General features: G+C 65.8%; 20 protein-coding genes. 10 read left to right on the top strand and 10 right to left on the bottom strand.

All coding sequences use genetic code 11. The annotated features are described in order from the left end of the window. Nucleotide 1: 1 nt before the first annotated feature. The 9 genes from FHR95_RS08390 to glnA all read right to left on the bottom strand — a co-directional run bounded on the left by FHR95_RS08390 (nucleotide 2) and on the right by glnA (nucleotide 11,122). Nucleotides 2-1,351 (bottom strand): deoxyguanosinetriphosphate triphosphohydrolase, encoded by a 1,350-nt coding sequence (locus FHR95_RS08390; RefSeq protein WP_183314065.1) that lies wholly within the window; start codon nucleotides 1,349-1,351, stop codon nucleotides 2-4. A 72-nt stretch (nucleotides 1,352-1,423) separates the two neighbouring features. Continuing rightward, nucleotides 1,424-2,920, bottom strand: coding sequence for a tripartite tricarboxylate transporter permease (locus FHR95_RS08385; RefSeq protein ID WP_183314064.1), 1,497 nt, complete (start codon nucleotides 2,918-2,920; stop codon nucleotides 1,424-1,426). A gap of 9 nt (nucleotides 2,921-2,929) precedes the next feature. Beyond that, on the bottom strand, nucleotides 2,930-3,406 hold the full coding sequence (locus FHR95_RS08380; RefSeq protein WP_183314063.1) for a tripartite tricarboxylate transporter TctB family protein: 477 nt from the start codon (nucleotides 3,404-3,406) through the stop codon (nucleotides 2,930-2,932). Beyond that, nucleotides 3,403-4,398: a Bug family tripartite tricarboxylate transporter substrate binding protein gene (locus FHR95_RS08375; protein ID WP_183314062.1), complete on the bottom strand. Its 996-nt coding sequence runs from the start codon at nucleotides 4,396-4,398 to the stop codon at nucleotides 3,403-3,405. The genes FHR95_RS08380 and FHR95_RS08375 overlap by 4 nt, the downstream gene beginning before the upstream one ends. An 83-nt stretch (nucleotides 4,399-4,481) precedes the next feature. Then, nucleotides 4,482-5,687, bottom strand: a complete 1,206-nt coding sequence (locus FHR95_RS08370; protein ID WP_183314061.1) for a CaiB/BaiF CoA transferase family protein — start codon at nucleotides 5,685-5,687, stop codon at nucleotides 4,482-4,484. A gap of 293 nt (nucleotides 5,688-5,980) precedes the next feature. Beyond that, nucleotides 5,981-7,393, bottom strand: coding sequence for a nitrogen regulation protein NR(I) (glnG, locus tag FHR95_RS08365; protein WP_040183245.1), 1,413 nt, complete (start codon nucleotides 7,391-7,393; stop codon nucleotides 5,981-5,983). Next, a complete protein-coding gene (gene glnL / locus FHR95_RS08360) occupies nucleotides 7,386-8,432 on the bottom strand; it encodes a nitrogen regulation protein NR(II) (RefSeq protein ID WP_183314060.1) in 1,047 nt (348 codons plus the stop codon). Before glnL ends, glnG begins: the two co-directional genes overlap by 8 nt. Nucleotides 8,433-8,956: 524 nt before the next feature. After that, nucleotides 8,957-9,535, bottom strand: a complete 579-nt coding sequence (locus FHR95_RS08355) for a DUF4124 domain-containing protein (protein ID WP_183314059.1) — start codon at nucleotides 9,533-9,535, stop codon at nucleotides 8,957-8,959. A gap of 180 nt (nucleotides 9,536-9,715) precedes the next feature. Continuing rightward, nucleotides 9,716-11,122, bottom strand: a complete 1,407-nt coding sequence (gene glnA / locus FHR95_RS08350) for a glutamate--ammonia ligase (RefSeq protein WP_183314058.1) — start codon at nucleotides 11,120-11,122, stop codon at nucleotides 9,716-9,718. Between the two features lie 555 nt (nucleotides 11,123-11,677). Here glnA and FHR95_RS08345 point away from each other — a divergent pair. From FHR95_RS08345 to FHR95_RS08310, 8 genes are all read left to right on the top strand, one after another. After that, the gene (locus FHR95_RS08345) at nucleotides 11,678-12,217 is read left to right on the top strand and encodes a glycosyltransferase (RefSeq protein ID WP_183314057.1); all 540 of its coding nucleotides are present in this window, start codon (nucleotides 11,678-11,680) and stop codon (nucleotides 12,215-12,217) included. Between the two features lie 143 nt (nucleotides 12,218-12,360). Next, nucleotides 12,361-14,187: a translational GTPase TypA gene (typA, locus tag FHR95_RS08340; protein ID WP_183314056.1), complete on the top strand. Its 1,827-nt coding sequence runs from the start codon at nucleotides 12,361-12,363 to the stop codon at nucleotides 14,185-14,187. 140 nt (nucleotides 14,188-14,327) lie between these two features. Then, nucleotides 14,328-14,645, top strand: coding sequence for a hypothetical protein (locus FHR95_RS08335; protein WP_183314055.1), 318 nt, complete (start codon nucleotides 14,328-14,330; stop codon nucleotides 14,643-14,645). Nucleotides 14,646-14,773: 128 nt separating this feature from the next. Next, nucleotides 14,774-16,219: a sodium-dependent transporter gene (locus FHR95_RS08330; protein ID WP_183314054.1), complete on the top strand. Its 1,446-nt coding sequence runs from the start codon at nucleotides 14,774-14,776 to the stop codon at nucleotides 16,217-16,219. Between the two features lie 23 nt (nucleotides 16,220-16,242). After that, nucleotides 16,243-17,010, top strand: coding sequence for an ABC transporter ATP-binding protein (locus FHR95_RS08325; RefSeq protein ID WP_183314053.1), 768 nt, complete (start codon nucleotides 16,243-16,245; stop codon nucleotides 17,008-17,010). 87 nt (nucleotides 17,011-17,097) lie between these two features. Next, complete coding sequence (locus FHR95_RS08320; protein ID WP_040183260.1) at nucleotides 17,098-17,802, top strand: ABC transporter ATP-binding protein; 705 nt, start codon at nucleotides 17,098-17,100, stop codon at nucleotides 17,800-17,802. Nucleotides 17,803-17,832: 30 nt separating this feature from the next. After that, nucleotides 17,833-18,837: an ABC transporter permease subunit gene (locus tag FHR95_RS08315; protein WP_183314052.1), complete on the top strand. Its 1,005-nt coding sequence runs from the start codon at nucleotides 17,833-17,835 to the stop codon at nucleotides 18,835-18,837. Beyond that, entirely contained in the window at nucleotides 18,837-20,138 is a 1,302-nt protein-coding gene (locus FHR95_RS08310; RefSeq protein WP_040183263.1) for a branched-chain amino acid ABC transporter permease, read from the top strand. The genes FHR95_RS08315 and FHR95_RS08310 overlap by 1 nt, the downstream gene beginning before the upstream one ends. A gap of 104 nt (nucleotides 20,139-20,242) precedes the next feature. Here FHR95_RS08310 and FHR95_RS08305 read toward each other — a convergent pair whose 3' ends face one another. Then, nucleotides 20,243-21,460 (bottom strand): ABC transporter substrate-binding protein, encoded by a 1,218-nt coding sequence (locus FHR95_RS08305; RefSeq protein WP_040183264.1) that lies wholly within the window; start codon nucleotides 21,458-21,460, stop codon nucleotides 20,243-20,245. 139 nt (nucleotides 21,461-21,599) lie between these two features. Between FHR95_RS08305 and FHR95_RS08300 the strand changes: the two genes are divergently transcribed. Both FHR95_RS08300 and FHR95_RS08295 read left to right on the top strand, forming a co-directional pair. Further along, nucleotides 21,600-22,364, top strand: a complete 765-nt coding sequence (locus FHR95_RS08300; RefSeq protein ID WP_040183265.1) for a dienelactone hydrolase family protein — start codon at nucleotides 21,600-21,602, stop codon at nucleotides 22,362-22,364. Nucleotides 22,365-22,512: 148 nt separating this feature from the next. After that, on the top strand, nucleotides 22,513-23,763 hold the full coding sequence (locus FHR95_RS08295; RefSeq protein ID WP_040183267.1) for a cation:dicarboxylate symporter family transporter: 1,251 nt from the start codon (nucleotides 22,513-22,515) through the stop codon (nucleotides 23,761-23,763). Nucleotides 23,764-23,774 lie beyond the last annotated feature (11 nt).

The following is a 23,774-nucleotide window of genomic DNA, read 5'->3' as shown; positions in this document are numbered from 1 at the left end:
CTCAGTCGCCCCGCAGCCGGCCGCCCATCTCCTGGGCCAGGTCCACGGCATAGTGGTCGGTCATGCCGCCGATAAAGTCGAGCATGCGCCGGTAGCTGTCGTAGAGCGTCCAGGAGGGGCGCGGCGTGTTCTCGCCGATCAGCGCCAGCACGCGCTGGTGCTTGAAGGTGGAGCGCCCATGATGATGCAGCTCATGGGCGGCGCCGATAAAGGCCTCGAGCAGGATACCCAGGGTGGTGTAGGCCCCGATCTCCAGCTTGGCCTTGCGCTCGTTCTGGAAGATCCGCTCGCGGGCCAGCTGCTTGGCCGCCTTGACGCCCCAGCCCAGGTCCGGGTGACACAGCTCCAGCAGGTCGTCCTTAAGACGCCCGCTGAGCAGTTCGGCCTCGTGCTGCACAAACACCGCGCCCACGTCGTTCACCGCACGCTCCATGGCCGCGCCGCGCAAGGCGGCGATGCGCCGCCGCTGGGAAACCCCGTGGCGCTGCATGGCAGCATAGTCGGCGGGTTCACCGCCGGCGATCTGGATCAGAATACCGGCGACCTCCTCGTAGCGCAGGATCCCCATCTCCAGGCCATCCTCGAGGTCGAGCAGCGCATAGCAGATGTCGTCGGCGGCCTCCACCAGCCAGGCCAGCGGATGGCGGCACCAGCGTCCCTCGCCGCGGGGCAGCAGGCCCAGCCGCTCGGCTACCTCGGCCAGCAGCTCACGCTCGCTCTGGTAGCAGCCGAACTTGCCCGCCGCCCCACCGTGCTCCACGGTCCAGGGATACTTGAGCAGGGTGCCGAGCGTCGCCGTGGTCAGGCGCATGCCGCCACGGAACTGGTTGTACTCCACCTGGGTGACGATACGAAAACCCTGGGCGTTGCCCTCGTAGGTCAGCAGGTCCTGGCGCTCGAGTGCCGAGAGCCCCTCCAGCAGGCCGCTGCCATCGGCCTCGGCGCGGGCAAACCAGTCACGAATGGCGTACTCGCCGGCATGGCCAAAGGGCGGGTTGCCGATGTCGTGACCCAGGCAGGCCGCCTGGACGATCACGCCCAGGTCCGCCGGGGTGATCCAGCCGGGCAGCCGGCCACTCAGCCGCTCGCCGACGATCATGCCCAGCGAGCGCCCCACGCAGCCCACCTCCAGGGAATGGGTCAGCCGAGTGTGGATATGGTCGTTGTCGGTCAACGGGTGGACCTGGGTCTTGCGACCCAGGCGCCGGAAGGAACCGGCGAAGACGATGCGGTCATGGTCCTTGTGGAAGGGGCTGCGGCCGATCTCGTCGCGACCGCCGCCGGGGCGCTCGCCGCGCCGGTCGTGCAGGCGCCGCGGGTCGAGCAGCCGTTCCCAGCTCATCTGCGTCATGGGCGTTCTCTCCTTGGATGGCCCATTCTGGCAGCCCCGGGCGCCGGCGCACAGCCTGACCGGCCGGCTTGCCTAGGCGAGGCGACCCCGAATCATCCAGGAGTAGACCAGCCCGGCCACAATCAGGGTCACGGCGAAGAGGTAGATGCCCACCGAGATGCCGCTGTTCCACAGGATGCTCCAGTCGCCGCCGGAGATCGACATGGCACGGCGCAGGTTGAACTCCATCTGTCCGCCCAGCAGCAGGCCCAGTACCACCGGCACCGTGGGGATCTCCAGCTTGCGCAGCGCGTAGCCCAGCACCCCGAAGCCCAGCATCATGTAGAGATCGAAGGCGCTGTTGTTGAGCGAATAAACGCCGACGAAGGCCACCATCACCACCATCGGCATCAGGAACCAGCCCGGCGCCTGCAGCACCTTGGCGAACAGGCTCACCAGCGGCACGTTGAGCACCAGCAGCACGAAGTTGCCGATCACCAGCGCCGCCACCAGCCCCCACACCATCTCCGGCTGCTGTTCGAAAAGCAGCGGCCCCGGGGTGATATTCATCGACAGCAGCAGCGCCAGCAGTATCGCCGTGGTCCCGCTGCCGGGGATGCCCAGCGACAGCATGGGAATCAGCGCCCCGCCCGCGGCAGCGTTGTTGCCGGCCTCGGGCGCCGCCACGCCGCGCGGGTCGCCCTGGCCAAAGCGGCCGCCGCGCCCGACCCAGCGTTTTTCGAGCATGTAGGCGAGGAAGCTGCCCAGCGCCGCGCCGGCGCCGGGCAGCACCCCGGCCACGAAGCCGATCAGCGAGCCGCGTGCGATGGTCGGCGCACAGCGGCCGGCAGTGCGCACACCGGGGACCGCCGACCCGAGGGTCAGAGTAGGGCGGCTAGTGCCGCGAATGTCCTCCAGGTAGAGCAGGCACTCGGAAATGGCGAACAGCCCCACCAGGGCGACGATGAAGTCGATGCCGTCGTAGAGTTCGTAAAGTCCGAAGGTGTAGCGCGGCACCCCGCTCACGGCATCGATGCCGACGCTTCCCAGCAGCAGCCCCAGGAAGGCGGCGATGAAGCTCTTTACCAGGCTGCCGCCGGTCACCCCGCCGATGGTGGCGAAGGCCAGCACGAAGAGGGCGAAGTACTCCGCCGGGCCGAAGCGGATGGCAAACTGCACCAACAAGGGCGCGAACAGCGCCAGTCCCAGGGTGGCCACCCCGGCGCCGACGAAGGAGGCCACCGCGGAGAGCCCCAGCGCCTCACCGCCACGCCCCTGCCGGGCCATCGGATAGCCGTCCAGGGTGGTCATCATGGCCGGCTCGTCACCGGGGATATTGAGCACGATGGAACTGATGCGTCCGCCATACATGCAGCCGTAGTAGACGCTGACCAGCAGGATCAGCGCCCCCGTGGCCGGCAGGCTGAAATTGAAGGAGAGCGGAATCATCAGCGCCACGCCGTTGACCGGCCCCAGGCCGGGGAGTGCCCCGATCAGGGTACCGATGACGCAGCCGATAAACGCCAGGAAGAGGTTCTGGGGCTCCAGGGCCACGGCAAAGCCCTGAGCGAGGAAGGCGAGAATATCCATGTCGCGGCGTTACCCGTCCAGGCCCGGCATGTCGGGAAGCGGAATACCGAGGGCGAATTCAAACAGCGCGTAGAGGGCCAGTGCGAGCACGGCGCCACTGACCAAGGCAGGCTTCCAGGCGGCCCCGAACAGGCGAACCAGCAGCACCGCCGTCACCAGCGAGACCGGCAGGAAGCCGAGCGGCTTGACCAGGCCGGCGAAGCTGGCCAGCACCAGCAGAGTCAACGCCTGGCGCAGCAGGGCGGCGCGTCCCGGCCAGCGCTGGTTGAAGCCGGGACGCAGGATCAGCAGCAGCGACAGCCCCGCCAGGGGCAGGCTGATCAGGCGCGGGTATTCACCCGGCCCGATGGGCTGCATGAAGCCCGACTCGAGGTCGTGAGAGAGCCACCAGGCGCCCACCGCCAGCACCAGCAACAGGGCCCCGGCGATGCGGTCGCCGATGACGCCGGGCACTCGCCCGGCATCGTCCTGCAGGGGATCATTCACTGGATGACCCCGATCTCCCGGGAAATGGTCTCGACCTCATCGATGGACTCGCGGACGAAGGCATCGAACGCGTCACCGCCACGCCACAGCGGCACCAGGCCGTTCTGCTGGGCGACGTCCTTCCACTCGTCGCTGTCGTAGAGCGTCTTGAGGTCCTCCACCATGGCGGCGTAGTTCTCGTCGGACACCTCACCACCGGTGTAGAACCCCCGCCAGTTGTAACCCGCCACGTCGTAGCCCTGAGACGCGGCCGTGGGCAGGTCGGCGAAGGGCTCGGGCAGCGGCTCTTCCGAGAGCACCGCCAGCACGCGCACGTCGCCCGACTCGATGAAGCCGGCAATCTCCCCCAGGTCGGTGGAGACCACATCCACATGGCCGCCCATCATCTGGGTCACGGCGGGCCCGCCTCCGTCGAACTGCACCCAGCGCAGGCTGCCGATCTGGTCATCGGGCATGCCGGCTTCCTTGGCCAACATCAGCGCACGGATGTGATCCCAGCCGCCGGCACCGCTGGAGCCGGCAACGGCCAGGGCACCCGGGTCCTCGACCACGGTATCGAGCAGCTGCTCGAGGCTCTGGTACTCGCTGTCGTCATCGACCAGGATGACGCCCACGTCGGTACCCAGCATGGCCAGCCAGCGCATGGTGTCGGCGCCACCGGGATACCTGCCCTGGGCAATCTGGGTGATCCCCACGGTGCTGGTGGCGACGATCAGGTCGCTGTCATCGGCACGGTTGCTCTCGACGTTGGCAAAGGCCACAGCGCCCACCCCGCCCGGCATGTTGGTGACCTGGACGGGGCTATCCACCAGTTCCAGGTCGAGCAGCAGCTTGCCCACCGAGCGGCAGGTGAAGTCCCAGCCACCGCCGGGATCCGCCGGGGCGATGCACTCGCTGATGGGCAGGGCATGGCCGGGCATGCTGGTGGCCAGGCCGAGGCCCAGCAGGGCCGAGGCGGCAAGCCCCCGGGTGGCGTGCTTGATGGTTGGCATCTCGTTGATCCTCCGATTGTTATTGTGACGACTGCGGTTGTGGCCTCGAGCCCCACCGGACCCGGGACCTCTGCAGGGTAGGTTCAAACGACGCCCTGTGCCTCCAGGGCCTTCAACTCCTCATCATCGAGGCCGAGCTCCGCCAGGACCTCACGGGTGTGCTCGCCAAGACGGGGCACGGGATGGTGCACCGCCGCCGGCGCCTCCTGCATCTTGACCGGAAAGCCGGTCACGGGAATGCGGCCGAGCTCCCCCTGGTCGAGCTCGAGTCGCATCTGCTGCGCCTGGACCTGTGGATCCGCAAAGGTCTCGCGCAGGTCGTGGACGCGCCCGCAGGGCACCCCGGCGCGGTTGAGGTGGTCGATCCAGGCCTCGACGCTGCGCGTCTCGGTCACTGCCGTCAGGCACTCGCGCAATGCCTCCCGGTTGGCCATGCGCCGGGCATTGTCGGCAAAGCGCTCGTCGTCGAGCAGGTGCAGCAGACCCAGGGCCCTGAGCAGGCGCTCAACCATGGTGTCGTTGCTGGGGGCGATGGCCACCTCGCCATCGCTGGCCCGGAACAGGCCGTAGGGATAGAGCATCGGGTGGTCGTTGCCGGTTCGCGCGGGCACGCGGTCGGTGGCAAAGAACTCCGCGGCCAGGTAGCCCATCATGCCGATCAGGCCGTTGGTCAGGGCGGTCTCGACGATGTCCCCCTGGCCGCTACGCTCGCGGCGGACCAGGGCGGCACAGATGCCGAACGCCAGGTTCTGGCTGGCCACCATGTCGCTGATGGGTGGGGCCGCCCGCATGGGCTCACCGTCGGCCGGGCCATTGACGCCCATGAAGCCGCTCATGGCCTGGGCGATGAAGTCATAGGCCGGACGGTCGCGATAGGGGCCGGTGGAGCCGAAGCCATTGATGCGCCCGACCACCAGCCGCGGGTACTGGGCCCGCAGGGTCTCGTCATCAAGGCCCATCTTCGCCAGCACGCCGGGCCGGAAGTTCTCCACCAGCACATCGGCCTCCTCGAGCAGCCGGTGAAGCACCGCCTTGCCCGCCTCCTGGCGCAGGTCCAGCGTCATGGAGCGCTTGTTGCGGTTGAACTGGGCAAAGTACCAGCTGAAGCCGTTGACCATGTTGCCCTGGTCGCGCACGACATCGCCGCGTCCCGGCGATTCGACCTTGATCACCTCGGCACCGTGGTCGCCCAGGATCTGGGTGCAGAAGGGGCCGGAGATCACCCGCGTCAGGTCGATGACGCGAATGCCCGCAAGGGAGCCGGTGGCTGGGGGGTGCGGGTCGGACATCCTCAACCTCCTGCAGAGGGAACAGCAACGCGACCGTCAGGGACCAGGCGAGGACCGACCTCGGGGACCGGACAAGCGCCGGAATAGAGACGGGAGCGCCTGGGCTCGGGGCATTTGCTGGATGAAGGAATACTTATGAACTGACGCTACGGCAGGGGCGTCATGTGCAACAATGCGCCTTTCGTCCTAGGTCCGAAGGGATCGCCCCGCCAGCGTCCAGCAAGGCCCTCACATGTGCATGAGCCGGTGCCATGCCTGCCACTGGGTGCGACACCAGGCTGATTGGTGCCCACTTATTCCCCCTCCGCCAGCGCGGGCAGCAGCGTCTTCAACTTGCGCGTCAGCGTGTTGCGTCCCCAGCCCAGCAGCTCGGCGGCTTCGCCCTTGCGCCCGCCGGTGTGCTTGAGTGCCGTCTCGATCAGGATACGCTCGAAATCCGGCACGGCCTCCTCGAGCAAGTGGGTGTGGCCGGCGGCCAGCGCCCGGTCGGCCCAGTCGCGAAAGGCGACCCGCCAGTCGCCGGTGTTGCCCTGGGTGGCGCCGGGCTCGCGCAGCTCCTGCGGCAGATCCTCGACGAGCACCTCACGGCCCGAGGCCATGACCGTCAGCCAGCGGCAGGTGTTCTCCAACTGGCGAACGTTGCCCGGCCAAGGCAGCCGGGTGAAGTGCGTCTCGGCCTCGGGGGTCAGCACCTTGATATCGGTGGCGAGTTCCTTGGCCGCCTCGGCCAGGAAGTGGCGCGCCAGCCGCGGGATATCCTCGCGGCGCTCGGAAAGCCGAGGCAGATGCACGCGGATCACGTTAAGGCGGTGGAAGAGGTCCTCGCGGAAGCGCCCGTCCTCCACCAGGGTCTCCAGATTCTGGTGGGTCGCGGCGATGATCCGCACGTCCACCTTCACCGATGTGTGCCCCCCCACGCGGTAGAACTCGCCGTCGGCCAGCACCCGCAGCAGGCGGGTCTGAGTTTCGGCGGGCATGTCGCCGATCTCGTCGAGAAACAGGGTACCGCCGTCGGCCTGCTCGAAGCGCCCCTGGCGCTGGGCGGTCGCACCGGTAAAGGCGCCCTTCTCGTGGCCGAACAGCTCCGACTCGATCAGGTCCTTGGGGATCGCCGCCATGTTCAGGGCGATGAACGGCTTGCCGGCACGCGGGCTGTGCTGGTGCAGCGCCCGGGCCACCCGCTCCTTGCCGGTCCCCGACTCGCCATTGATCAGCACCGTGATGTGCGAATGCGACAGCCGGCCGATGGCGCGGAATACCTCCTGCATGGCCGGGGCCTCGCCGATGATCTCGGCGTCCAGCCCCTCGGGCACGCTGACCGGACGACGCCGCTCGCGGGCATGGGCCACGGCGCGACGCACCAGGGACAGCGCCTCATCGACGTCGAAGGGCTTGGGCAGGTACTCGAAGGCGCCGCCCTGGTAGGAGGCCACGGCGCTATCGAGATCGGAATGGGCCGTCATCACGATCACCGGCAGCTCCGGATGGACCTCGCGGACCTTGGCCATCAGGTCCAGGCCGTCGATCCCCGGCATGCGAATATCGGTAACCAGCACGTCCGGCGGCGCCTCGAGCAGGCGCTCCAGGGCGCGATCGGCCCGATCAACGGTCTCTACCTCGAGGTCGGGCTGGGCCAGGGCACGCTCCAGCACCCAACGAATGGCGCGATCGTCATCGACGACCACGACGCGTGCGACATCAGTCATGGCGCTTCTCCATCGGAATCAGCAGTCGGAATTGGGTATGGCCGGGCTCGGACTCACACTCGATCAGCCCCTGGTGCTGGTGCAGGATCGACTGCGCGATGGAGAGCCCCAGGCCGCTGCCCTCGGCGCGGCCGGACACCATGGGGTAGAAGAGGGTCTCGCGCAGCGACGCGGGAATGCCCGGGCCGTTGTCGATGATCGCTACCTCGCAGACCAGCCGGTGTCGCTCGGCACCCAGGGTGAACTGGCGACGGGCCCGAGTGCGCAGCGTCAGCTGGGGCGAGGCGACACCGGCCTCGGTCATCGCCTCCACGGCATTGCGCGCCACGTTGAGCACGGCCTGGATGAGCTGGGACTCGTCCCCGGAGAGGTCCGGCAGGCTGGGATCGTAGTCGCGCTCGATCCACACCTTCGGCTGCTCGACGATCAGCAGCGAGCGGACCCGCTCCAGCACCTTGTGGATATTGAGCGGCTCGTGACGAATCACTCGGTTAGGCCCCAGCATGGAGTCGACCAGGTCACGCAGTCGGTCGACCTCCTCGATGATGATGCGGGTGAACTCTTGCAGGCCGGGATCGTCGAGGTCGCGCCCTAACAGCTGGGCCGCACCGCGGATGCCGCCCAGGGGATTCTTGACCTCGTGGGCGAGCCCGCGGGCCAGCACCTTGATGGTCTCCTGGCGGGTCTGCAGCGCCTCTTCCCGCGAAATGCGCAGCAGCCGGTCGCGAGGCTCCACCTCGAGCAGCAGCTCGTCGGCAGAGAGCGGCGAGACCGTGTAGTCCACGGTCAGCATCTCGCCGGTCACCAGCGTCAGGCGCGCCTCACGCTGTGTGAAGGGGTGAAACTCGTCGCGGGCCTTGGCCAGCAACTCACCAACCTCTGCCCCACCGCCCACCAGGGAGGGCAGGGGCAAGCCCTTGAGACGACTCAGGCTGATCGCCAGCAGCGCCTCGGCGGCCGGATTCATCCAGCTCAACCGCAGCTCGCCATCCAGCAGCAGCACCGCCGTGGTGAGGTGTTCCATCAAGCGTTGGTACATGGGGAGATCCCGCTCGGTCCAATGGTGGCCCCCTTTGGGAGGCGCTTTCAGGAGCTATTGCAAGGAGCTATTGCAAGAAGTTCTTGTACGAAGCTATTGAGAGAAATTCTTGCAAGAAGCGCGCCATCTCATGGGGCACGGGATAGCGCCGTGTCGGGGCAGGATCGCATCCGCGCATCGCACCATTTTAGTGCATAGCAGCACCGGGCGCCCCATGTCGTGCAGCGGGATAAAACCTCGCGCTAGGGCGCTCAGCGCTCGTCTTCAGGCGGGAGGCGCCGGGCAGGATGACGATGGGACGGATCTGCCGGCCACTGCCTTTCGTCATCGGCGCCACGCGGGGCATCGTTGTCGCGCAATCGCTCCAGGTAATCGAAGGCGCGGCCCTCGCTCACCCGGTCAGCATGATCGAAGGCATCGACAGGCCCCTCTTCACGAGAGGGAGGGTCACGAGACGGGGGCTCGTGACAAGGCCAGGGGGTGCCGTCCGGACACAGTGGCCGGTGTGGCCGGCGAGGGGGGAGCTAATTGTTGGGGTTCTGGGGCAGGTTGACGCTGGCCCGCTGCACGTACAGGGTCACCGGCGAGGTGCGGTGGCGCACAGCACCGCTGGCATCCAGCAGTTCGGCTTGCAGCACATGCTCGCCGCGAACCAGGTTGTTGAGCATGAAGGTATCGGTGTGCATGGCCGTCTGGCTGACCTGGCCATCCACCAGGAGTCGTACCCGATGATCCTCGCGCAGATCCGGCTGAATGCCCAGGGTCACCTGGACGTTACCGGCGGCCCCGGTGGGTAGTGTCTCTTCCTGACGCGGCGAGAGAATGCCAAAGCTGTCGTAAGGCATGAAGGGCTGCCCCGGATTGGCAGAGGCTGTACCGCCATTGCCGTTGCCGCCACCGTCGATCATGGCCGGCGCCCCGGCACGCTCATCGCTCCGCCCCGGCACCACGGTCAGCGGCTTGAGGTCGACCTTCTCCCCGCGCTCGGGGTTATCGGTGAACACCACGTTGCCCTGCGCATCGGTGGTGCGATAGATGTTCTGGGCGCCGACTGTCAGGCTTACCGACAGCCCCAGCGCCAGAATCACGAGTGCCTTGTTCATGCCTACCCCCTGCGTCGTCGCCGCCGCCTGACGGCAACGGCCATGAGAGATTGCATCATCACCTTGTTGGATAGTGTATGAAAGAAAGGGGTTCCGCCATCGCAGAACCCCTTCTTCGCTCAACGCGCGTGGCGGCGAGCCGCGCCGGACCGATCGGTCCTTACGGTCGGCCGCCCGCCATCAGCAGCTGTAGTACATGTCGAACTCGATCGGGTGCGTGGTCATGCGCAGACGCTCGACGTCCTCGCTGAGCAGCTCGATATAGGCATCGATCATCTCGTCGGTGAACACGCCACCTTCAGTCAGGAAGCTGCGATCGGCATCGAGTGCTTCCAGGGCCTGATCGAGGCTATGCGCCACGGTCGGCACGGCCTTGCCCTCTTCCGGCGGCAGGTCGTAGAGGTTCTTGTCCATGGCATCGCCGGGATGGATCTTGTTCTTGATGCCGTCGATGCCGGCCATCAGCATCGCCGCGAAGGCCAGGTAAGGGTTGGCGGTCGGATCCGGGAAACGGGTCTCGACACGCTTGCCCTTGGGGCTCGCCGTATAGGGGATGCGCAGCGAGGCGGAGCGGTTGCGGGCGCTGTAGGCCAGCATCACCGGGGCCTCGAAGCCCGGCACCAGGCGCTTGTAGGAGTTGGTCGAGGCGTTGGTGAAGGCGTTCAGGGCACGGGCGTGCTTGATGATGCCGCCGATGTAATAGAGCGCCATCTCGGAGAGGCCAGCGTACTCGTCACCGGCGAACTGGTTGACGCCGTCTTTCCAGAAGGACTGGTGGACGTGCATGCCGCTGCCATTGTCGCCGACCAGCGGCTTGGGCATGAAGGTGGCCGTCTTGCCGTAGGCGTGGGCCACGTTGTGGACCACATACTTCATCTCCTGAAGCTCATCAGCCTTCTTGACCAGGGTGTTGAACTTCACACCGATCTCGTTCTGACCGGCGTTGGACACCTCATGGTGGTGCACCTCGACGGACTGACCGATAGCTTCCAGGGTGTTGCACATGGCGCCGCGGATATCGTGGAAGCTGTCCACCGGGGGAACCGGGAAATAGCCACCCTTGACCCGCGGGCGGTGGCCCAGGTTGCCACCCTCGACCTGACGATCGGTGGACCAGGCACCCTCCTCGGAAGTGATCTTGTACATGGCCCCTTCGATATCGGCCTTCCAGTGCACCTCGTCGAAGATGAAGAACTCGGGCTCGGGGCCGAAGAAGGCGGTGTCGCCCAGGCCGCTGGACTGCAGGTAGGCCTCGGCACGCTTGGCGATGGAGCGCGGATCACGCTCGTAGCCCTGCATGGTGGCCGGCTCGATGATGTCACAGCGCAGCACCAGGGTCGCATCCTCGGTGAAGGGGTCGAGGAAAGCAGTGCCGTCCTCCGGGCGCAGGATCATGTCCGACTCGTTGATGCCCTTCCAGCCAGAGATAGAGGAACCATCGAACATCTGACCGTTCTCGAAAAACTCCTCGTCAACGTCGCGCGCCGGAATGGTGACGTGCTGCTCCTTACCGCGAGTGTCGGTAAAGCGCAGGTCAACCCACTTGATGTCATGGTCTTCGATCAGGGCGAGAGTCTTGGCAGACATGATGTCCTCCACTGTGAGCTAGGCTCTAAGGTTGGCTGAGGTAATGCAAAGGCGCTGACGATTCCAGCACGTGTTGTAGCATGCCGCGGCAGTGCTGCCCACGACTGCCATGCGCGAACATGGCACTGACCAGAAGAATGCAGCTAGCGTGCCAATCTTGCACCGTTCTACGGCACTGCATAAATATCTTTTTGATTCAAAAGAGTTTTAATACCAACCCTCCAATACACCTTGCACCAGCATCGGCAGGCTAACGCGAAAATCCGAGCTGCCACAGCCGTCAGTGCACCAAATAAGTTCAATAAAGACCCCTTATGCACCATCTTGAAACGTCCGATCCGCACTTTGCCCGCTGATGGCGCGGCTCATGCCCGACATCGCTGGAAGGTCATGGTTAGCGCTCGGCAATATCAGTCCGCCGGCGGATTGATACATTTCACAAATAATCACTACACTCTTTTACATGGCAGCGCCGACTGGGAAGAGTGCGGGTTCTGACGGTGACGCCATATCCGCTCGATCCGCGCATTACCCACCACGGGAGCCGGCGCCAGCATGATCGTCTGCACCATCCTCCTCGATGCCCGTTCCGCGGGTGCCGGCCTGCCCCGTTACCTGGCAGCTCTCCGGCCGCTCCGCCAGCGGCGCGACCTGCACCTGGAGGTGATGCTGGCCAACGACACCGAAACCCCCCGCCTACGTCGCCTGGCGAGCGAATATGATGCGCGCCTCGTGACCACCGAAGGAACCCCGCTGGGAGACCGCCTCAACATGGCCATGGCGCACAGCCAGGGACAGGCACTGCTGTTCCCGGCGGCAAGATATGCCATCCCCGCCGCCTGGCTCGCAACGGCACTCAAGGACATCGAACAGCATCGCCGGGACGCCGTGGTATTGACCTCCTCGCCCCCCGGCCGGCTGAAACAGTTCTGGCAACGCCTGCGCCACGAGATACCTGCAGAGACGCTTTGCGTTTCACGGGCCTGGTTCGAGCTGATCGGTGGCTGTGACCCGGCCCTCGACGCCGACGCCCTGCCCGACCTGATCGCGCGCTTGCGTGCCTGCCAGGCAAGGATCGCCGCCGTGGTGGCCTGAGCAATCGGCCTTTTTGAGGGCCCAGCGGAGACCTCCAAGCCACTGATATCCCGTGGCAGCACAAGATTCACGGCGACAATGCTGGTAGCCGTCATCGCCCTGCCCCTATAATGCGCCCCCAATTTTGTCAGCAGGATCCCGTCGTGATCGAGAATCTTCGCAACATCGCCATCATCGCTCACGTCGACCATGGCAAGACCACCCTGGTCGACAAACTGCTCAGCCAGTCCGGCACGCTCGACCGCAAGGCCGAGGGGCAGGAGCGCATCATGGACTCCAATGACCAGGAGAAGGAGCGCGGCATCACCATCCTGGCCAAGAACACGGCGATCAGCTGGCAGGCTCCCGACGACAAGACCTATCACATCAACATCGTCGACACGCCCGGACACGCCGACTTCGGCGGCGAGGTCGAGCGCGTCATGTCCATGGTCGACTCCGTGCTGCTGCTGGTGGACGCGGTCGACGGCCCCATGCCGCAGACCCGCTTCGTCACCCAGAAGGCCTTCGATCAGGGCCTCAAGCCCATTCTGGTCGTCAACAAGATCGACCGTCCCGGTGCCCGCCCGGACTGGGTCATCGACCAGATCTTCGACCTCTTCGACAACCTCGGCGCCAGCGACGACCAGCTCGACTTCCCGATCATCTACTGCTCGGCGCTCAACGGTATCGCCGGGCCGGATCCCGACGAGTTGGCCGAGGACATGACGCCCATGTTCCAGTCCATCGTCGACATCGTCGAGCCGCCCAAGGTCGAGCTCAACGGCCCCTTCCAGATGCAGATCTCCGCACTGGACTACAACAGCTATGTCGGCGTCATCGGCCTGGGCCGCATCACCCGCGGCTCGGTGAAGCCCAACCAGCAGGTCAGCATCATCACCAAGGAAGGCAACGCCCGCAAAGGCAAGATCGGCCAGGTGATGACCCACCTGGGCCTGGAACGCGTGCAGACCGACGAGGCCACGGCCGGCGACATCGTCTGCGTCACCGGCATCGATAACCTGGCGATCTCCGACACCCTGTGCGACCCGTCCGCCGTCGAGGCGCTGCCGGCGCTCACCGTGGACGAGCCCACCGTCTCGATGAGCTTCCAGGTCAACGATTCGCCCTTCGCCGGCAAGGATGGCAAGTTCGTCACCAGCCGCAACATCAAGGATCGCCTCGAGCAGGAGCTGATCCATAACGTGGCGCTGCGCGTCGAGCAGGGCGAAACCCCGGAAAAGTTCAAGGTCTCCGGCCGCGGCGAGCTGCACCTCTCGGTGCTGATCGAGAGCATGCGCCGAGAGGGCTTCGAGCTTGCCGTGGGGCGTCCCGAGGTGATCATCCGCGAGATCGACGGGGAGAAGCAGGAGCCCTACGAGGAAGTGATCATCGACTGCGAGGAGCAGCACCAGGGCGCCATCATGGAAGAGCTCGGCTATCGCAAGGGCGAGCTGATCAACATGAACCCGGACGGCAAGGGCCGCGTGCGCCTGGACTTCATGATCCCCGCCCGCGGGCTGATCGGCTTCCGCGGCCAGTTCCTGACGCTGACCTCGGGCACCGGCATCCTGACCAGCCGCTTCGACCACTACGGCCCGCTCAAGCCCGACGCCTCGATCGAGCGCCGCAACGGCGTGCTGGTCTCGATGGTCTCCGGCAAGGCGCTGGCCTACGCCCTCTATGCCCTTCAGGAGCGCGGCAAGCTGATCATCGATCACGGCACCGAGGTCTACGAAGGCATGCTGGTGGGTATCAACAATCGCGCCAACGACATGGTGGTCAACCCCACCAAGGGCAAGAAACTCGACAACATGCGCGCCTCGGGCAACGACGAGAACATCGTGCTCACGCCGCCGGTGAAGTTCAGCCTCGAGCAGGCCATCGAGTTCCTCGATGACGACGAACTGGTCGAGATCACGCCGCACCATATCCGTCTGCGCAAGAAGCACCTGACCGAGAACGAACGCAAGCGCGCCGGCAAGAAGTAACACGGCCCACCATCGACAGAGCCCGCCCATCCGGCGGGCTCTGTTATTTCCCCCCAGGTGGGCTGCCGTTCCCGGCGTCGGCGGCTATGCTGGAGGCTGACTTTTCGCTACCTGCTTTTCGCTACCTGAGGAGACCCGACATGCACAAGCACGTGGAGTGGGAGGACCCCGGCCGCGACAGCGTGCTGGAACACTTCGCCGACCGCCCCGAGCAGCTCATCGAGCCGCGGCCCGGCGACATCCTCTCGGCGCGTTACGCGGGCGCTACCGTCCGGGTGAAGGTGGAGGCCTACGTAGACGGCACCAGCATCGGCGAGGTCGCGGCGATCATCGCCATCGACAACGGCCGGCGCCTGAAATCCCACGGCAAGCTCGCCCTCGGCGATACCGTGCGCCTGCCGGATGCCTGCCGCGCCCTGGAGCCCGAGCCCAGCGACCCGGAAGACAACAGAACGTGATTGCACACGCGGATACCATCGCCACCGCCAACGGCCCCTAAACGCAGATCGACTAGCCAGGAAGGGGCCTTGTGCCGCAAAGTTGAGGCACAGGCCCACAAGGCCAATCAAGGTAATCCTGGATCCCCATGAGCACGCACAACGTCTGGACCCACAAAGGCACGTTCCTGCTGGCGGCCGTCGGCTCGGCCGTCGGGCTCGGCAATCTGTGGCGCTTCCCCTACCTGACCGGCGAAAACGGCGGCGGGGCCTTCATCCTAGTCTACGCCCTGACCATCTTCGCGGTGGGCATTCCCATCCTGATCGCCGAGATCATGCTCGGCCGCAACAGCCGCCGCAGCCCGATCATGGGCATGCGCTTTCTGACCCGGACCCACAACACCTCGCGCGCCTGGGAGTCGATCGGTTGGCTAGGCGCCACCTCGGCCTTCCTGATCCTGAGTTTCTACTCGGTCATCGCCGGCTGGGCGATCCACTACACCGGGCTGATGTTTACCGGATCGATGATGGAGGTGAGCGCCGCCGACGTCAGCCAGCACTTCGATAGGCTGCTCGCCTCACCGGCGCTGCTGACCCTCTATCACACGCTATTCATCGCCGCCTCGGCGCTGATCGTCGGCCTGGGTATCCACAAGGGCATCGAGGCGGGACTGCGCGTGCTGATGCCCTCGCTGTTCGTCATCCTGCTGGTGGTGCTGGGCTACGGCGCCCTTATCGGCGACCTCGGCGCCGCCGCCGACTTCCTGTTCACCTTCAACCTCGCCGACCTCAGCCTGGAGGGCTGGTTGCAGGCCATGGGCCAGTCGTTCTTCACCCTGAGCCTGGGCATGGGGGCGATCATGGCCTACGGGGCCTACATGTCCGGCTCGGCCTCGCTGACCCGCACCGCCTTCGCCATCGCGGTGGTCGACACCGCAGTGGCGATGGTCGCCGGCCTAGCGATCTTTGCGCTGGTCTTCGGCGCCGGGCTCGACCCCGCTGAAGGCCCGGGCCTGATGTTCGTCACCCTGCCGCTGGCCTTTGCCGAGATGCCCGGTGGCGCACTGGTCGGCGGGGCCTTCTTCATCCTGGTGCTGGGGGCGGCCATCAGCTCCTCGATCTCGCTGATCGAGCCGGTGGCGGCCTTCCTGGTCGAGCGTTTCGACATGACCCGGCCCCAGGCCGTGACGATCATGGTCATCGCCAGCTGGGCGCTGGGGCTGCTCACCGTGCTCAGCTTCAACCTCTGGGCCGAAGGCACGATCTTCCACGCCCTCTTCGGCCGCAGCGCCTTCGACTTCATCGAGCTGCTGACCAACATCTTCATGCCGCTGGGGGGCCTGCTGATTGCGCTCTTCGCCGGCTGGGCACTGACCCACAGCGAAGTCATGAAGGAGATGCGCACCAACGAGCGCTGGTTCCACATCTGGCGTTTTCTGGTGCGCTTCGTGGCGCCAGCGGCGGTCGCCTTCGTCTTCCTGCGCAGCATTCCCCAGGTGGAGGGCTACCTGATCCCGGCGATTGGCGCCGGGGTGATCGTCGGCGCCTTCGCTGCCGGCCGCACCTTCCTGGCCGATGAAAGCCAGGAACTGTAGAACAACAACCGACGGAATCCGACATGGCAGCCATTATCGACGTCCAGCACGTCCACAAGGCCTTCGGTGGCCTCAAGGTCATCAATGACTGCTCGATCCAGGTGGAGCAGGGCTCGATCACCGGCCTGATCGGCCCCAACGGCGCCGGCAAGTCGACGCTGTTCAACATCATCGCCGGGGCCCTGCCGCTGGACAGCGGTCGCATCCTGCTCGATGGCGAGGAGATCACCAACCGCCCCGCCAACGAGCTGTTCCACAAGGGGCTCCTGCGCACCTTCCAGATCGCCCACGAGTTCTCGCACATGACGGCGCTGGAAAACCTGATGATGGTGCCGCCGGATCAGGCGGGCGAGAGCCTGTTCGATGCGTGGTTCAAGCCCTCGCGGGTCAACCATCAGGAAGCCGAGGTACGCCGCCGTGCGCTGGAGGTGATCGACTTCATCGGCCTGCACCATGTGCGCAACGAACTGGCCGGCAACCTCTCCGGCGGCCAGAAGAAACTGCTGGAGCTCGGTCGCACCATGATGACCGACGCCCGGGTTGTGCTGCTCGACGAGATCGCCGCCGGGGTCAACCGCACCCTGCTTGGCGACCTGGTGACCAATATCGAGCGGCTCAACCGCGAGATGGGCTACACCTTCCTGGTCATCGAGCACGACATGGACATGATCGCGCGGCTCTGCGACCCGGTGATCGTGCTGGCCCAGGGCAGCGTGATGGTCGAAGGCAGCATCGAGGAGATCCAGAACAATCCCCAGGTCATCGAGGCCTACTTCGGCGCCGCGTCCTGACCGGAGAGCCGCCTCCTTAAGGCGGGCTCCGGCCAGCGCATTCCAGCGCTTTCCAACAACGAGAACGAACGCAGAGAACGTCTGACAATGCCATTACTCGACGCACGCGACGTGCATGGTGGCTACGGCGGCATGAACATCCTCAACGGGGTGGACATGGCCATCGAGGCCGACGAGATCGGCGTGATTGTCGGCCCCAACGGCGCCGGCAAGTCCACCATGCTCAAGGCCATCTTCGGCCTGCTCCACGTCAACCAGGGCGAGATCCTGCTGCGTGGCGAACCGATCCACAACCTGCCGCCCAACAAGCTGGTGCAGAAGGGCATGGGCTTCGTGCCCCAGGAGAAGAACGTCTTCCCGAGCCTCACGGTGAAGGAAAACCTGGAGATGGGCGCCTTCCTAAAGCCAGGCAACGTCAAGCGCATGCTCGACCGCATCTACAACTTCTTCCCGCCGCTCTATGACAAGCGCCACCAGCCCGCCGGCGAGCTCTCCGGCGGCCAGCGTCAGATGGTGGCCATGGGCCGCGCCTTGATGGCCGAGCCCAGCCTGCTGCTGCTCGACGAGCCCACTGCCGGCCTCTCGCCGCTCTACATGAACGAGATCTTCGAGCAGGTGAAGCTGGTCAACTCGGCCGGTGTGGGCATCCTGATGGTCGAGCAGAATGCCAAGCAAGCCCTGGCCATCGCCGACCGGGGCTTCGTGCTGGCCGCCGGCCAGAACCGTTTTACCGATACCGGTGCCGCCCTGCTGGCCGACCCGGAAGTCGCCAAGAGCTTCCTCGGTGGCTAGTCCCCGGAGCCAGTACTGGAGAATCATTACGTGAACGAACTCGTCTTCTTCATCAACAACGTGGTGATCGCCGGCAGCGTGTCCGGCTCGATCTATGCCATCGGCGCGGTAGGCGTGACGCTGATCTTCAGCATCATGCGCTTCGCCCACTTCGCCCATGGCGACATGATGACCTTCGGCGCCTTCATGGTGCTGCTGCTGACCACGGCCTTCCCCGGGGCGGGTGCCGCCTTCGGCGTGCCCGCCGCGCTGGTCCTGCTGCCGCTGGCCATGGTGCTCACCGCACTGCTCGCGGTGAGCATCGACAAGGCGTTCTACAAGCCGCTGCGCGCCCACGGCGTCAAGCCGATCGTGATGGTCATCGGCTCGCTGGGGGTGACACTGATGCTCCAGGGCCTGATCCGGCTGTTTGCGGGCACCAGCGGTCAAAGCCTCTACGTCGATGATCGCAAGGAGATCTTCCGCCTCGCCCTGCCCTTCGAGGGCGTGCGGGCGCCGGTGGTGATCACCGAACCGCAGCTCTATCTCTTCGTGATCACGCTGCTCGCGGTGGTCGGCCTGCATCTCTTCCTCAACCGCTCACGGCTGGGCAAGGCGATGCGTGCCATGTCCGACAACCCCGACCTGGCCCAGGCCTCGGGCATCAACACCAACACCATCGTCGCCGTGACCTGGGTGATCGCCGGAGGGCTGGCCGCCATCGCCGGCACCCTGCTGTCGCTGGACGTGACCTTCAAGCCCGACCTCAGCTTCTTCCTGCTGCTGCCGATCTTTGCCGCCGCCATTGTCGGCGGCGTGGGCCACCCCTATGGCGCCGTCGCCGGCGGCTTCGTGGTCGGCTTCGCCGAGACCTTGGCGGTGTTCAACTGGAGTGTGATGCTGCGGCCCTTCCGCGACAGCCTGCCGGAGTGGCTGACCCAATCCGGCAACCTGGCCTTCGTCGGCACCGAGTACAAGATCGTGGTGCCCTTCTTCATCCTGGTCGTCATTCTGGTGTGGCGTCCCACCGGCATCTTCAAGGGCAAGGTGATCTGATGGATACCAAACGCGCCGATACCGTCGCCACGCCGCGCCGCTTCCCGCTGCGCGAAGTCATTCTCTTCGCTGCCGTGCTGGTCGCCGTACTGGGCGTCTATGCCGCCATGGGGCCGGCCTACAGCACCCGCATGCTGGTGGAGGCCGCCTGCTACGCCATCCTGGCGCTGGGCCTGACCATCCAGTGGGGCTATGCCGGCCAGTTCAACGCCGGGGTGATGGGCTTCGTGGCCCTGGGCGGCTTCTGTGCCATGCTCTTCAGCTTTCCGGTCAATCCAGACTTCTGGGAGAGCGAGCTGCCCGGTGAGCTGGGCCTGGCATTGTTCTATATGGTCGCCGCCGTGCTGGTGGTGGTCGGCGCCACCCGGCTCGACCGGCTCGGCGTGCCGAAAAAGCTGCGCACCGTCATCGCCATCGTCCTCGGGGTGGTGCTCTACCTGGTGGTGGTCAATGCCTTCCGCGGCGTGACCGATCAGATCGAGTCCCGCGCCGGCTTCATCGGCGGCCTGGGCCTGCCGGTCGGCGTCGGCTGGATTGTCGGTGGGGCGCTGGCCGGAGGCGTCGGCTACTTCATTGGCCGCGTCTGCCTGGGGCTGCGCAGCGACTATCTGGCCATCGCCACCCTGGGCATCGCCGAGATCATCAAGGCCTTCTTCAAGAACTCCGACTGGCTGACCCGCGGCACCGCCACCGTCTCGCCGCTGCCCTGGCCGGTACCGGGGCCGGCCGAGGTCGGCTTCACCCTGGCTCGTGCCCTCTACTTCTCGGTCACCGCGGTGATGATCGCGGTCATCTTCTTCCTGCTGAGCCGCGCCTACCACGCGCCCTGGGGGCGGATGATCCGCGCCATCCGCGACAACGAGATCTCCGCTGCCGCCATGGGCAAGGACATCAACAAGCGCCGTCTGGAGATCTTCGTGCTGGGCTGCATCCTGATGGGCATCGGCGGGGCGGCCCTGGCCAGCTTCAACAGCATGTTCGACCCCCAGGGGTACCTGCCGCTCAACCACACCTTCCTGGTGCTGGTGATGGTCATCCTCGGCGGGCCCGGCAACAATCTCGGCACCATCTTTGGTGCGGTGGCGGTGTACATCATCTGGATCATGTCTGGGCCACTGGCCCTGTTCCTGATGGAACTGGTCGTCACCTTCGGCGAGGGCGCCTTCGGCTGGGAAGCACCCACCAACATGGACAGCCGAGCCCTGCAGGCACGCGTGTTCGTGATCGGCCTGCTGATCACCCTGGTGCTGCGCTATGCGCCCAAGGGGCTGCTGCCGGAGAAGGTCCGTCACCACGGCTGAGAAACATCACGGCCAGGGGTCTCTGCGTCACACGAACGAGACCCTGTAACGAACGAGGCCCCGGCGGTTGCCCGCCGGGGCCTCGTGATTTCGGCACTGGTGCCTTAGCTCTCGTCGGCCTCGAGCTCGCCGACCTGAACGAACTCGCCGTCCTCGACGGTCATCTCGACCACGATGCCCGGCACGTCGCCATTCTCGTTGAACTCGTGGGTGCCGGAGGCGCCCTGATAGTCGATCTCGGTACCGGCAGCGATCAGCTCCACCGCCTTCTCCCACTCACCGGGCAGGATCACCTCACCGGGGGCCGTGGCGACGCTGCGCAGCGCCTCGGAGAGGCCTTCACGCTCGGCGTTGCCGTTCTGCTCGATGGCCAGCGCCAGCAGGAAGGCGGCGTCGTAGGCCTGAGCGGCGAAGACCGCCTCCGGGTCGACGCCAGCCTCGCGAGCCTGCTCCTGGAACATCTCGGTGCCGGGCAAGTCGGGGCTGCCCGGCCGAGTGGCGATCATGCCCTCAAGCACATCGGCGCCCACGGCATCCACCAGGCTGTTGCCGACCATGCCGTCGGCTCCCACGTACTGGGTGAACATGCCGCTCTCATAGGCCTGGCGCAGTACCGTCTGACCGGAGGTGTCGGCATAGGCCAGCACGACGAGGGTCGGCACGCCGGTGGAGGAGAGGGTGCCGAGCTCGGAACGGTAGTCGGCACGGTTATCCTCGTGAGCCAGGTTCGCGGCAATCGTGCCACCCTCGGCCTCGAAGGTCTCGGCGAAGGCGTCCGACAGGCCCTGACCGTAGTCGTTGTTGACGTAGGTGACCGCCACCTCGTCGATGCCCTTCTCGATCAGCAGCTTGGCCAGCATCTCACCCTGGAAGGCGTCAGAGGGCACGGTGCGGAACACCAGGTCGTTGTCATCCAGCTCGCTGACCGCCGGCGCCGTGGAGGCCGGCGAGACCATCACCACCCCACCGGGAATGGCAGCGTTGTTGGCTGCCGCGATGGTAGCGCCGGTACACAGGGCGCCGACAATGGCCGTGACCTGCTCGGTGTTGACCATGCGGTCGGCCGCGTTGGAGGCCGCCGAGGCATCGGAGCAGGTCGTGTCACCGGTGGGCATCTCGATCATCTGCCCGCCCAGCAGGCCGCCGTGCTCGTTGATCTGGTTCACCGCCAGTTGAGCACCATCGAAGATCGGTGGCGTCAGACTCTCGATCCCGCCGGTAAAGCCACCCAGGAAACCGATCTTGACCTCGGCCTGGGCCACGCCCGAAAGGGCCACCGTGGACGCGGCGATTGCCATCGCCAGTACGCGTTTTTTCATGATTGTTCGTCTCGCTCAGGTTGCTCGGGTAACACACCCTGACAATCTGGAACCCTTCGCCGCAGAACACAAGCCCGCTTCGCCAACGCTCAGTGAGACGAGGCCTATACTGACTGGCGTCCACCAACCCTGGAGACACACCATGATCCATCCGCTGCATGCCACCCTGACCCTGGCCGCGACTCTGGGCCTCGCCGCCGGTAGCGCCTTGGCCTTCGAGCCCGCCGGCCAGGACCTCACCTATGAGGTGGGCGACGAGGCCTTCGCGGGGTATCTCGCCACCGCCGAGGGTGAAGCTCGCGGGTCCGTGCTGGTCATCCACGACTGGGACGGCCTCGACGACTACGAGCGTCAGCGCGCCGACATGCTCGCCGCGCAGGGCTATGACGCCTTTGCCGTCGACCTCTACGGCCAGGGCAACCGGCCGGTCGAGACGGACGCCAAGAAAGCCGAGACCGCACGCCTCTATGAGGACCGTGAACGCATGCGCCGCCTGACCCTGGCCGGCCTGGCCGAGGCCCGCGAGCAGGGCGCCGCACAGCCCACCGTGCTCATGGGCTACTGCTTCGGTGGCGCCGTGGTGCTGGAGCTCGCCCGCTCCGGCGAGGCGGAGGACGTGGCCGGCTACGCCACCTTCCACGGCGGCCTGTCGACGCCCGAGGGACAATCCTACGACGCCGATACCGCCCCGATCCTGGTCGCCCACGGCGGCGCGGACCAGTCGATCACCCTGGATGACGTTGCCACCCTCGGCAAGGAGCTCGAGGCCGCCGGCGTTACCTACGAGATCGAGATCTACTCCGGCGCGCCCCACGCCTTCACCGTCTTCGGCAGTGACCGCTACCAGCAACGGGCCGACGAGAAGTCCTGGGCCGCCTTCCAGGAGCTGCTCGACGAGGTGCTGTAACGCCCGGCGCACGTCACCGACTCACGCGCCGCCATCCATCAGGATGGCGGCGTTTTTATGAAAGCCTTCCTCGCTTTTCTTCTGTAGAATCTCGCGCCTTCATTGATATCCACCATGCTATTACCGATATGCAGGAAGGAGTTCCACCGTGAGCGATAAATCATCAACAACGACACTATGGGGGCGCATCCCGCTCTGGCAGAAGATCCTGGCCGGCCTTGCCTTGGGTATCCTGGCAGGCGCGCTGATGGGCGAGGACGCCAGCGTCTTCAAACCCATCGGCGATATCTTCATCAGCGCCATCAAGATGCTGATCGTGCCGCTGGTCTTCTCGACCCTGGTGGTCGGCATTACCGCCATGCGCGACCCACAGAAGATGGGCCGCATCGGCGCGCGGACCATCGTCCTCTACCTCATCACCACCGCCTTCGCGATTTCCATCGGCCTGCTCGCCTCCTGGATCTTCCAGCCCGGCGTCGGCCTGGACATGAGCTTCGAGTCCGGTATGGAAGCCAAAGAGGCTCCCAGCCTGGTGGAGATCCTGGTCGGCCTGGTGCCCCAGAACCCGATCGATGCCCTGGCCAGCGGTAACATCCTGCAGATCATTGTCTTCGCCATCGGCCTGGGCATCTCGCTGACCCTGATCGGCGAGAAGGGCGAGCCGGTCGTGCGGATCTTCGAGAGCTTCGCCGAGGCCATGTACAAGCTCACCAGCATCGTCATGGCGTTCGCACCGTTCGGCGTATTCGGCCTGATCGCCCACGTCGCCGGCAGCTACGGGCTCGAGGTGCTGCTGCCGCTGGCCAAGGTGATCGGCGTGGCCTATCTCGCCAGCATCCTGCATGTGCTGGTGGTCTACACGGGCCTGCTGGCGCTGATCGGCAAGCTCAACCCGCTGCGCTACCTGCAGGGCATCCTCGACGCGCTGGTGGTGGCCTACTCTTCGGCCTCCTCCTCGGGCACCCTGCCGGTCTCCATCCGCTGCGCCCAGAAGAACCTTGGCGTCTCCGAGGGTGTCGCCGGCTTCGTGCTGCCCGTGGGTGCGACCATCAACATGGACGGCACCGCTATCTATCAGGGCGTGGTCGCAGTCTTCATCGCCCAGCTGCTCGGCGTCGACCTCAGCCTGATGGACTACGGCATGATCATCGTCACCGGCACGCTGGCCTCCATCGGCACCGCCGGCGTACCCGGCGCCGGGCTGGTCATGCTCTCCATTGTCATGGCCCAGATCGGCCTGCCCCTGGAAGCCATCGCAGTGATCGCCGGCATTGACCGCATCCTCGACATGGCACGTACCAGCGTTAACGTGGCCGGCGATCTGATGGTCACCACCCTGGTCGGCAAGAGTGAAGGCGAACTGGACGAGACGATCTACAACGCGCCTGGCAAGAGCTGACGCCCGTCGGC

Origin of the sequence: Halomonas fontilapidosi, assembly GCF_014192285.1 — a bacterium.
GTDB lineage: Bacteria > Pseudomonadota > Gammaproteobacteria > Pseudomonadales > Halomonadaceae > Halomonas > Halomonas fontilapidosi.
Note: the sequence above shows the minus strand (reverse complement) of the source record. Positions and strands in the feature narration are given on the sequence as shown.

Coding starts and splice junctions, on each gene's coding strand:
- FHR95_RS08390 (WP_183314065.1), bottom strand. CDS start 1,351: ATGACGCAGATGAGCTGGGAACGGCTGCTCGACCCGCGGCGCCTGCAC.
- FHR95_RS08385 (WP_183314064.1), bottom strand. CDS start 2,920: ATGGATATTCTCGCCTTCCTCGCTCAGGGCTTTGCCGTGGCCCTGGAG.
- FHR95_RS08375 (WP_183314062.1), bottom strand. CDS start 4,398: ATGCCAACCATCAAGCACGCCACCCGGGGGCTTGCCGCCTCGGCCCTG.
- FHR95_RS08370 (WP_183314061.1), bottom strand. CDS start 5,687: ATGTCCGACCCGCACCCCCCAGCCACCGGCTCCCTTGCGGGCATTCGC.
- glnG (WP_040183245.1), bottom strand. CDS start 7,393: ATGACTGATGTCGCACGCGTCGTGGTCGTCGATGACGATCGCGCCATT.
- glnL (WP_183314060.1), bottom strand. CDS start 8,432: ATGTACCAACGCTTGATGGAACACCTCACCACGGCGGTGCTGCTGCTG.
- FHR95_RS08355 (WP_183314059.1), bottom strand. CDS start 9,535: ATGAACAAGGCACTCGTGATTCTGGCGCTGGGGCTGTCGGTAAGCCTG.
- glnA (WP_183314058.1), bottom strand. CDS start 11,122: ATGTCTGCCAAGACTCTCGCCCTGATCGAAGACCATGACATCAAGTGG.
- FHR95_RS08345 (WP_183314057.1), top strand. CDS start 11,678: ATGATCGTCTGCACCATCCTCCTCGATGCCCGTTCCGCGGGTGCCGGC.
- FHR95_RS08335 (WP_183314055.1), top strand. CDS start 14,328: ATGCACAAGCACGTGGAGTGGGAGGACCCCGGCCGCGACAGCGTGCTG.
- FHR95_RS08330 (WP_183314054.1), top strand. CDS start 14,774: ATGAGCACGCACAACGTCTGGACCCACAAAGGCACGTTCCTGCTGGCG.
- FHR95_RS08325 (WP_183314053.1), top strand. CDS start 16,243: ATGGCAGCCATTATCGACGTCCAGCACGTCCACAAGGCCTTCGGTGGC.
- FHR95_RS08320 (WP_040183260.1), top strand. CDS start 17,098: ATGCCATTACTCGACGCACGCGACGTGCATGGTGGCTACGGCGGCATG.
- FHR95_RS08310 (WP_040183263.1), top strand. CDS start 18,837: ATGGATACCAAACGCGCCGATACCGTCGCCACGCCGCGCCGCTTCCCG.
- FHR95_RS08300 (WP_040183265.1), top strand. CDS start 21,600: ATGATCCATCCGCTGCATGCCACCCTGACCCTGGCCGCGACTCTGGGC.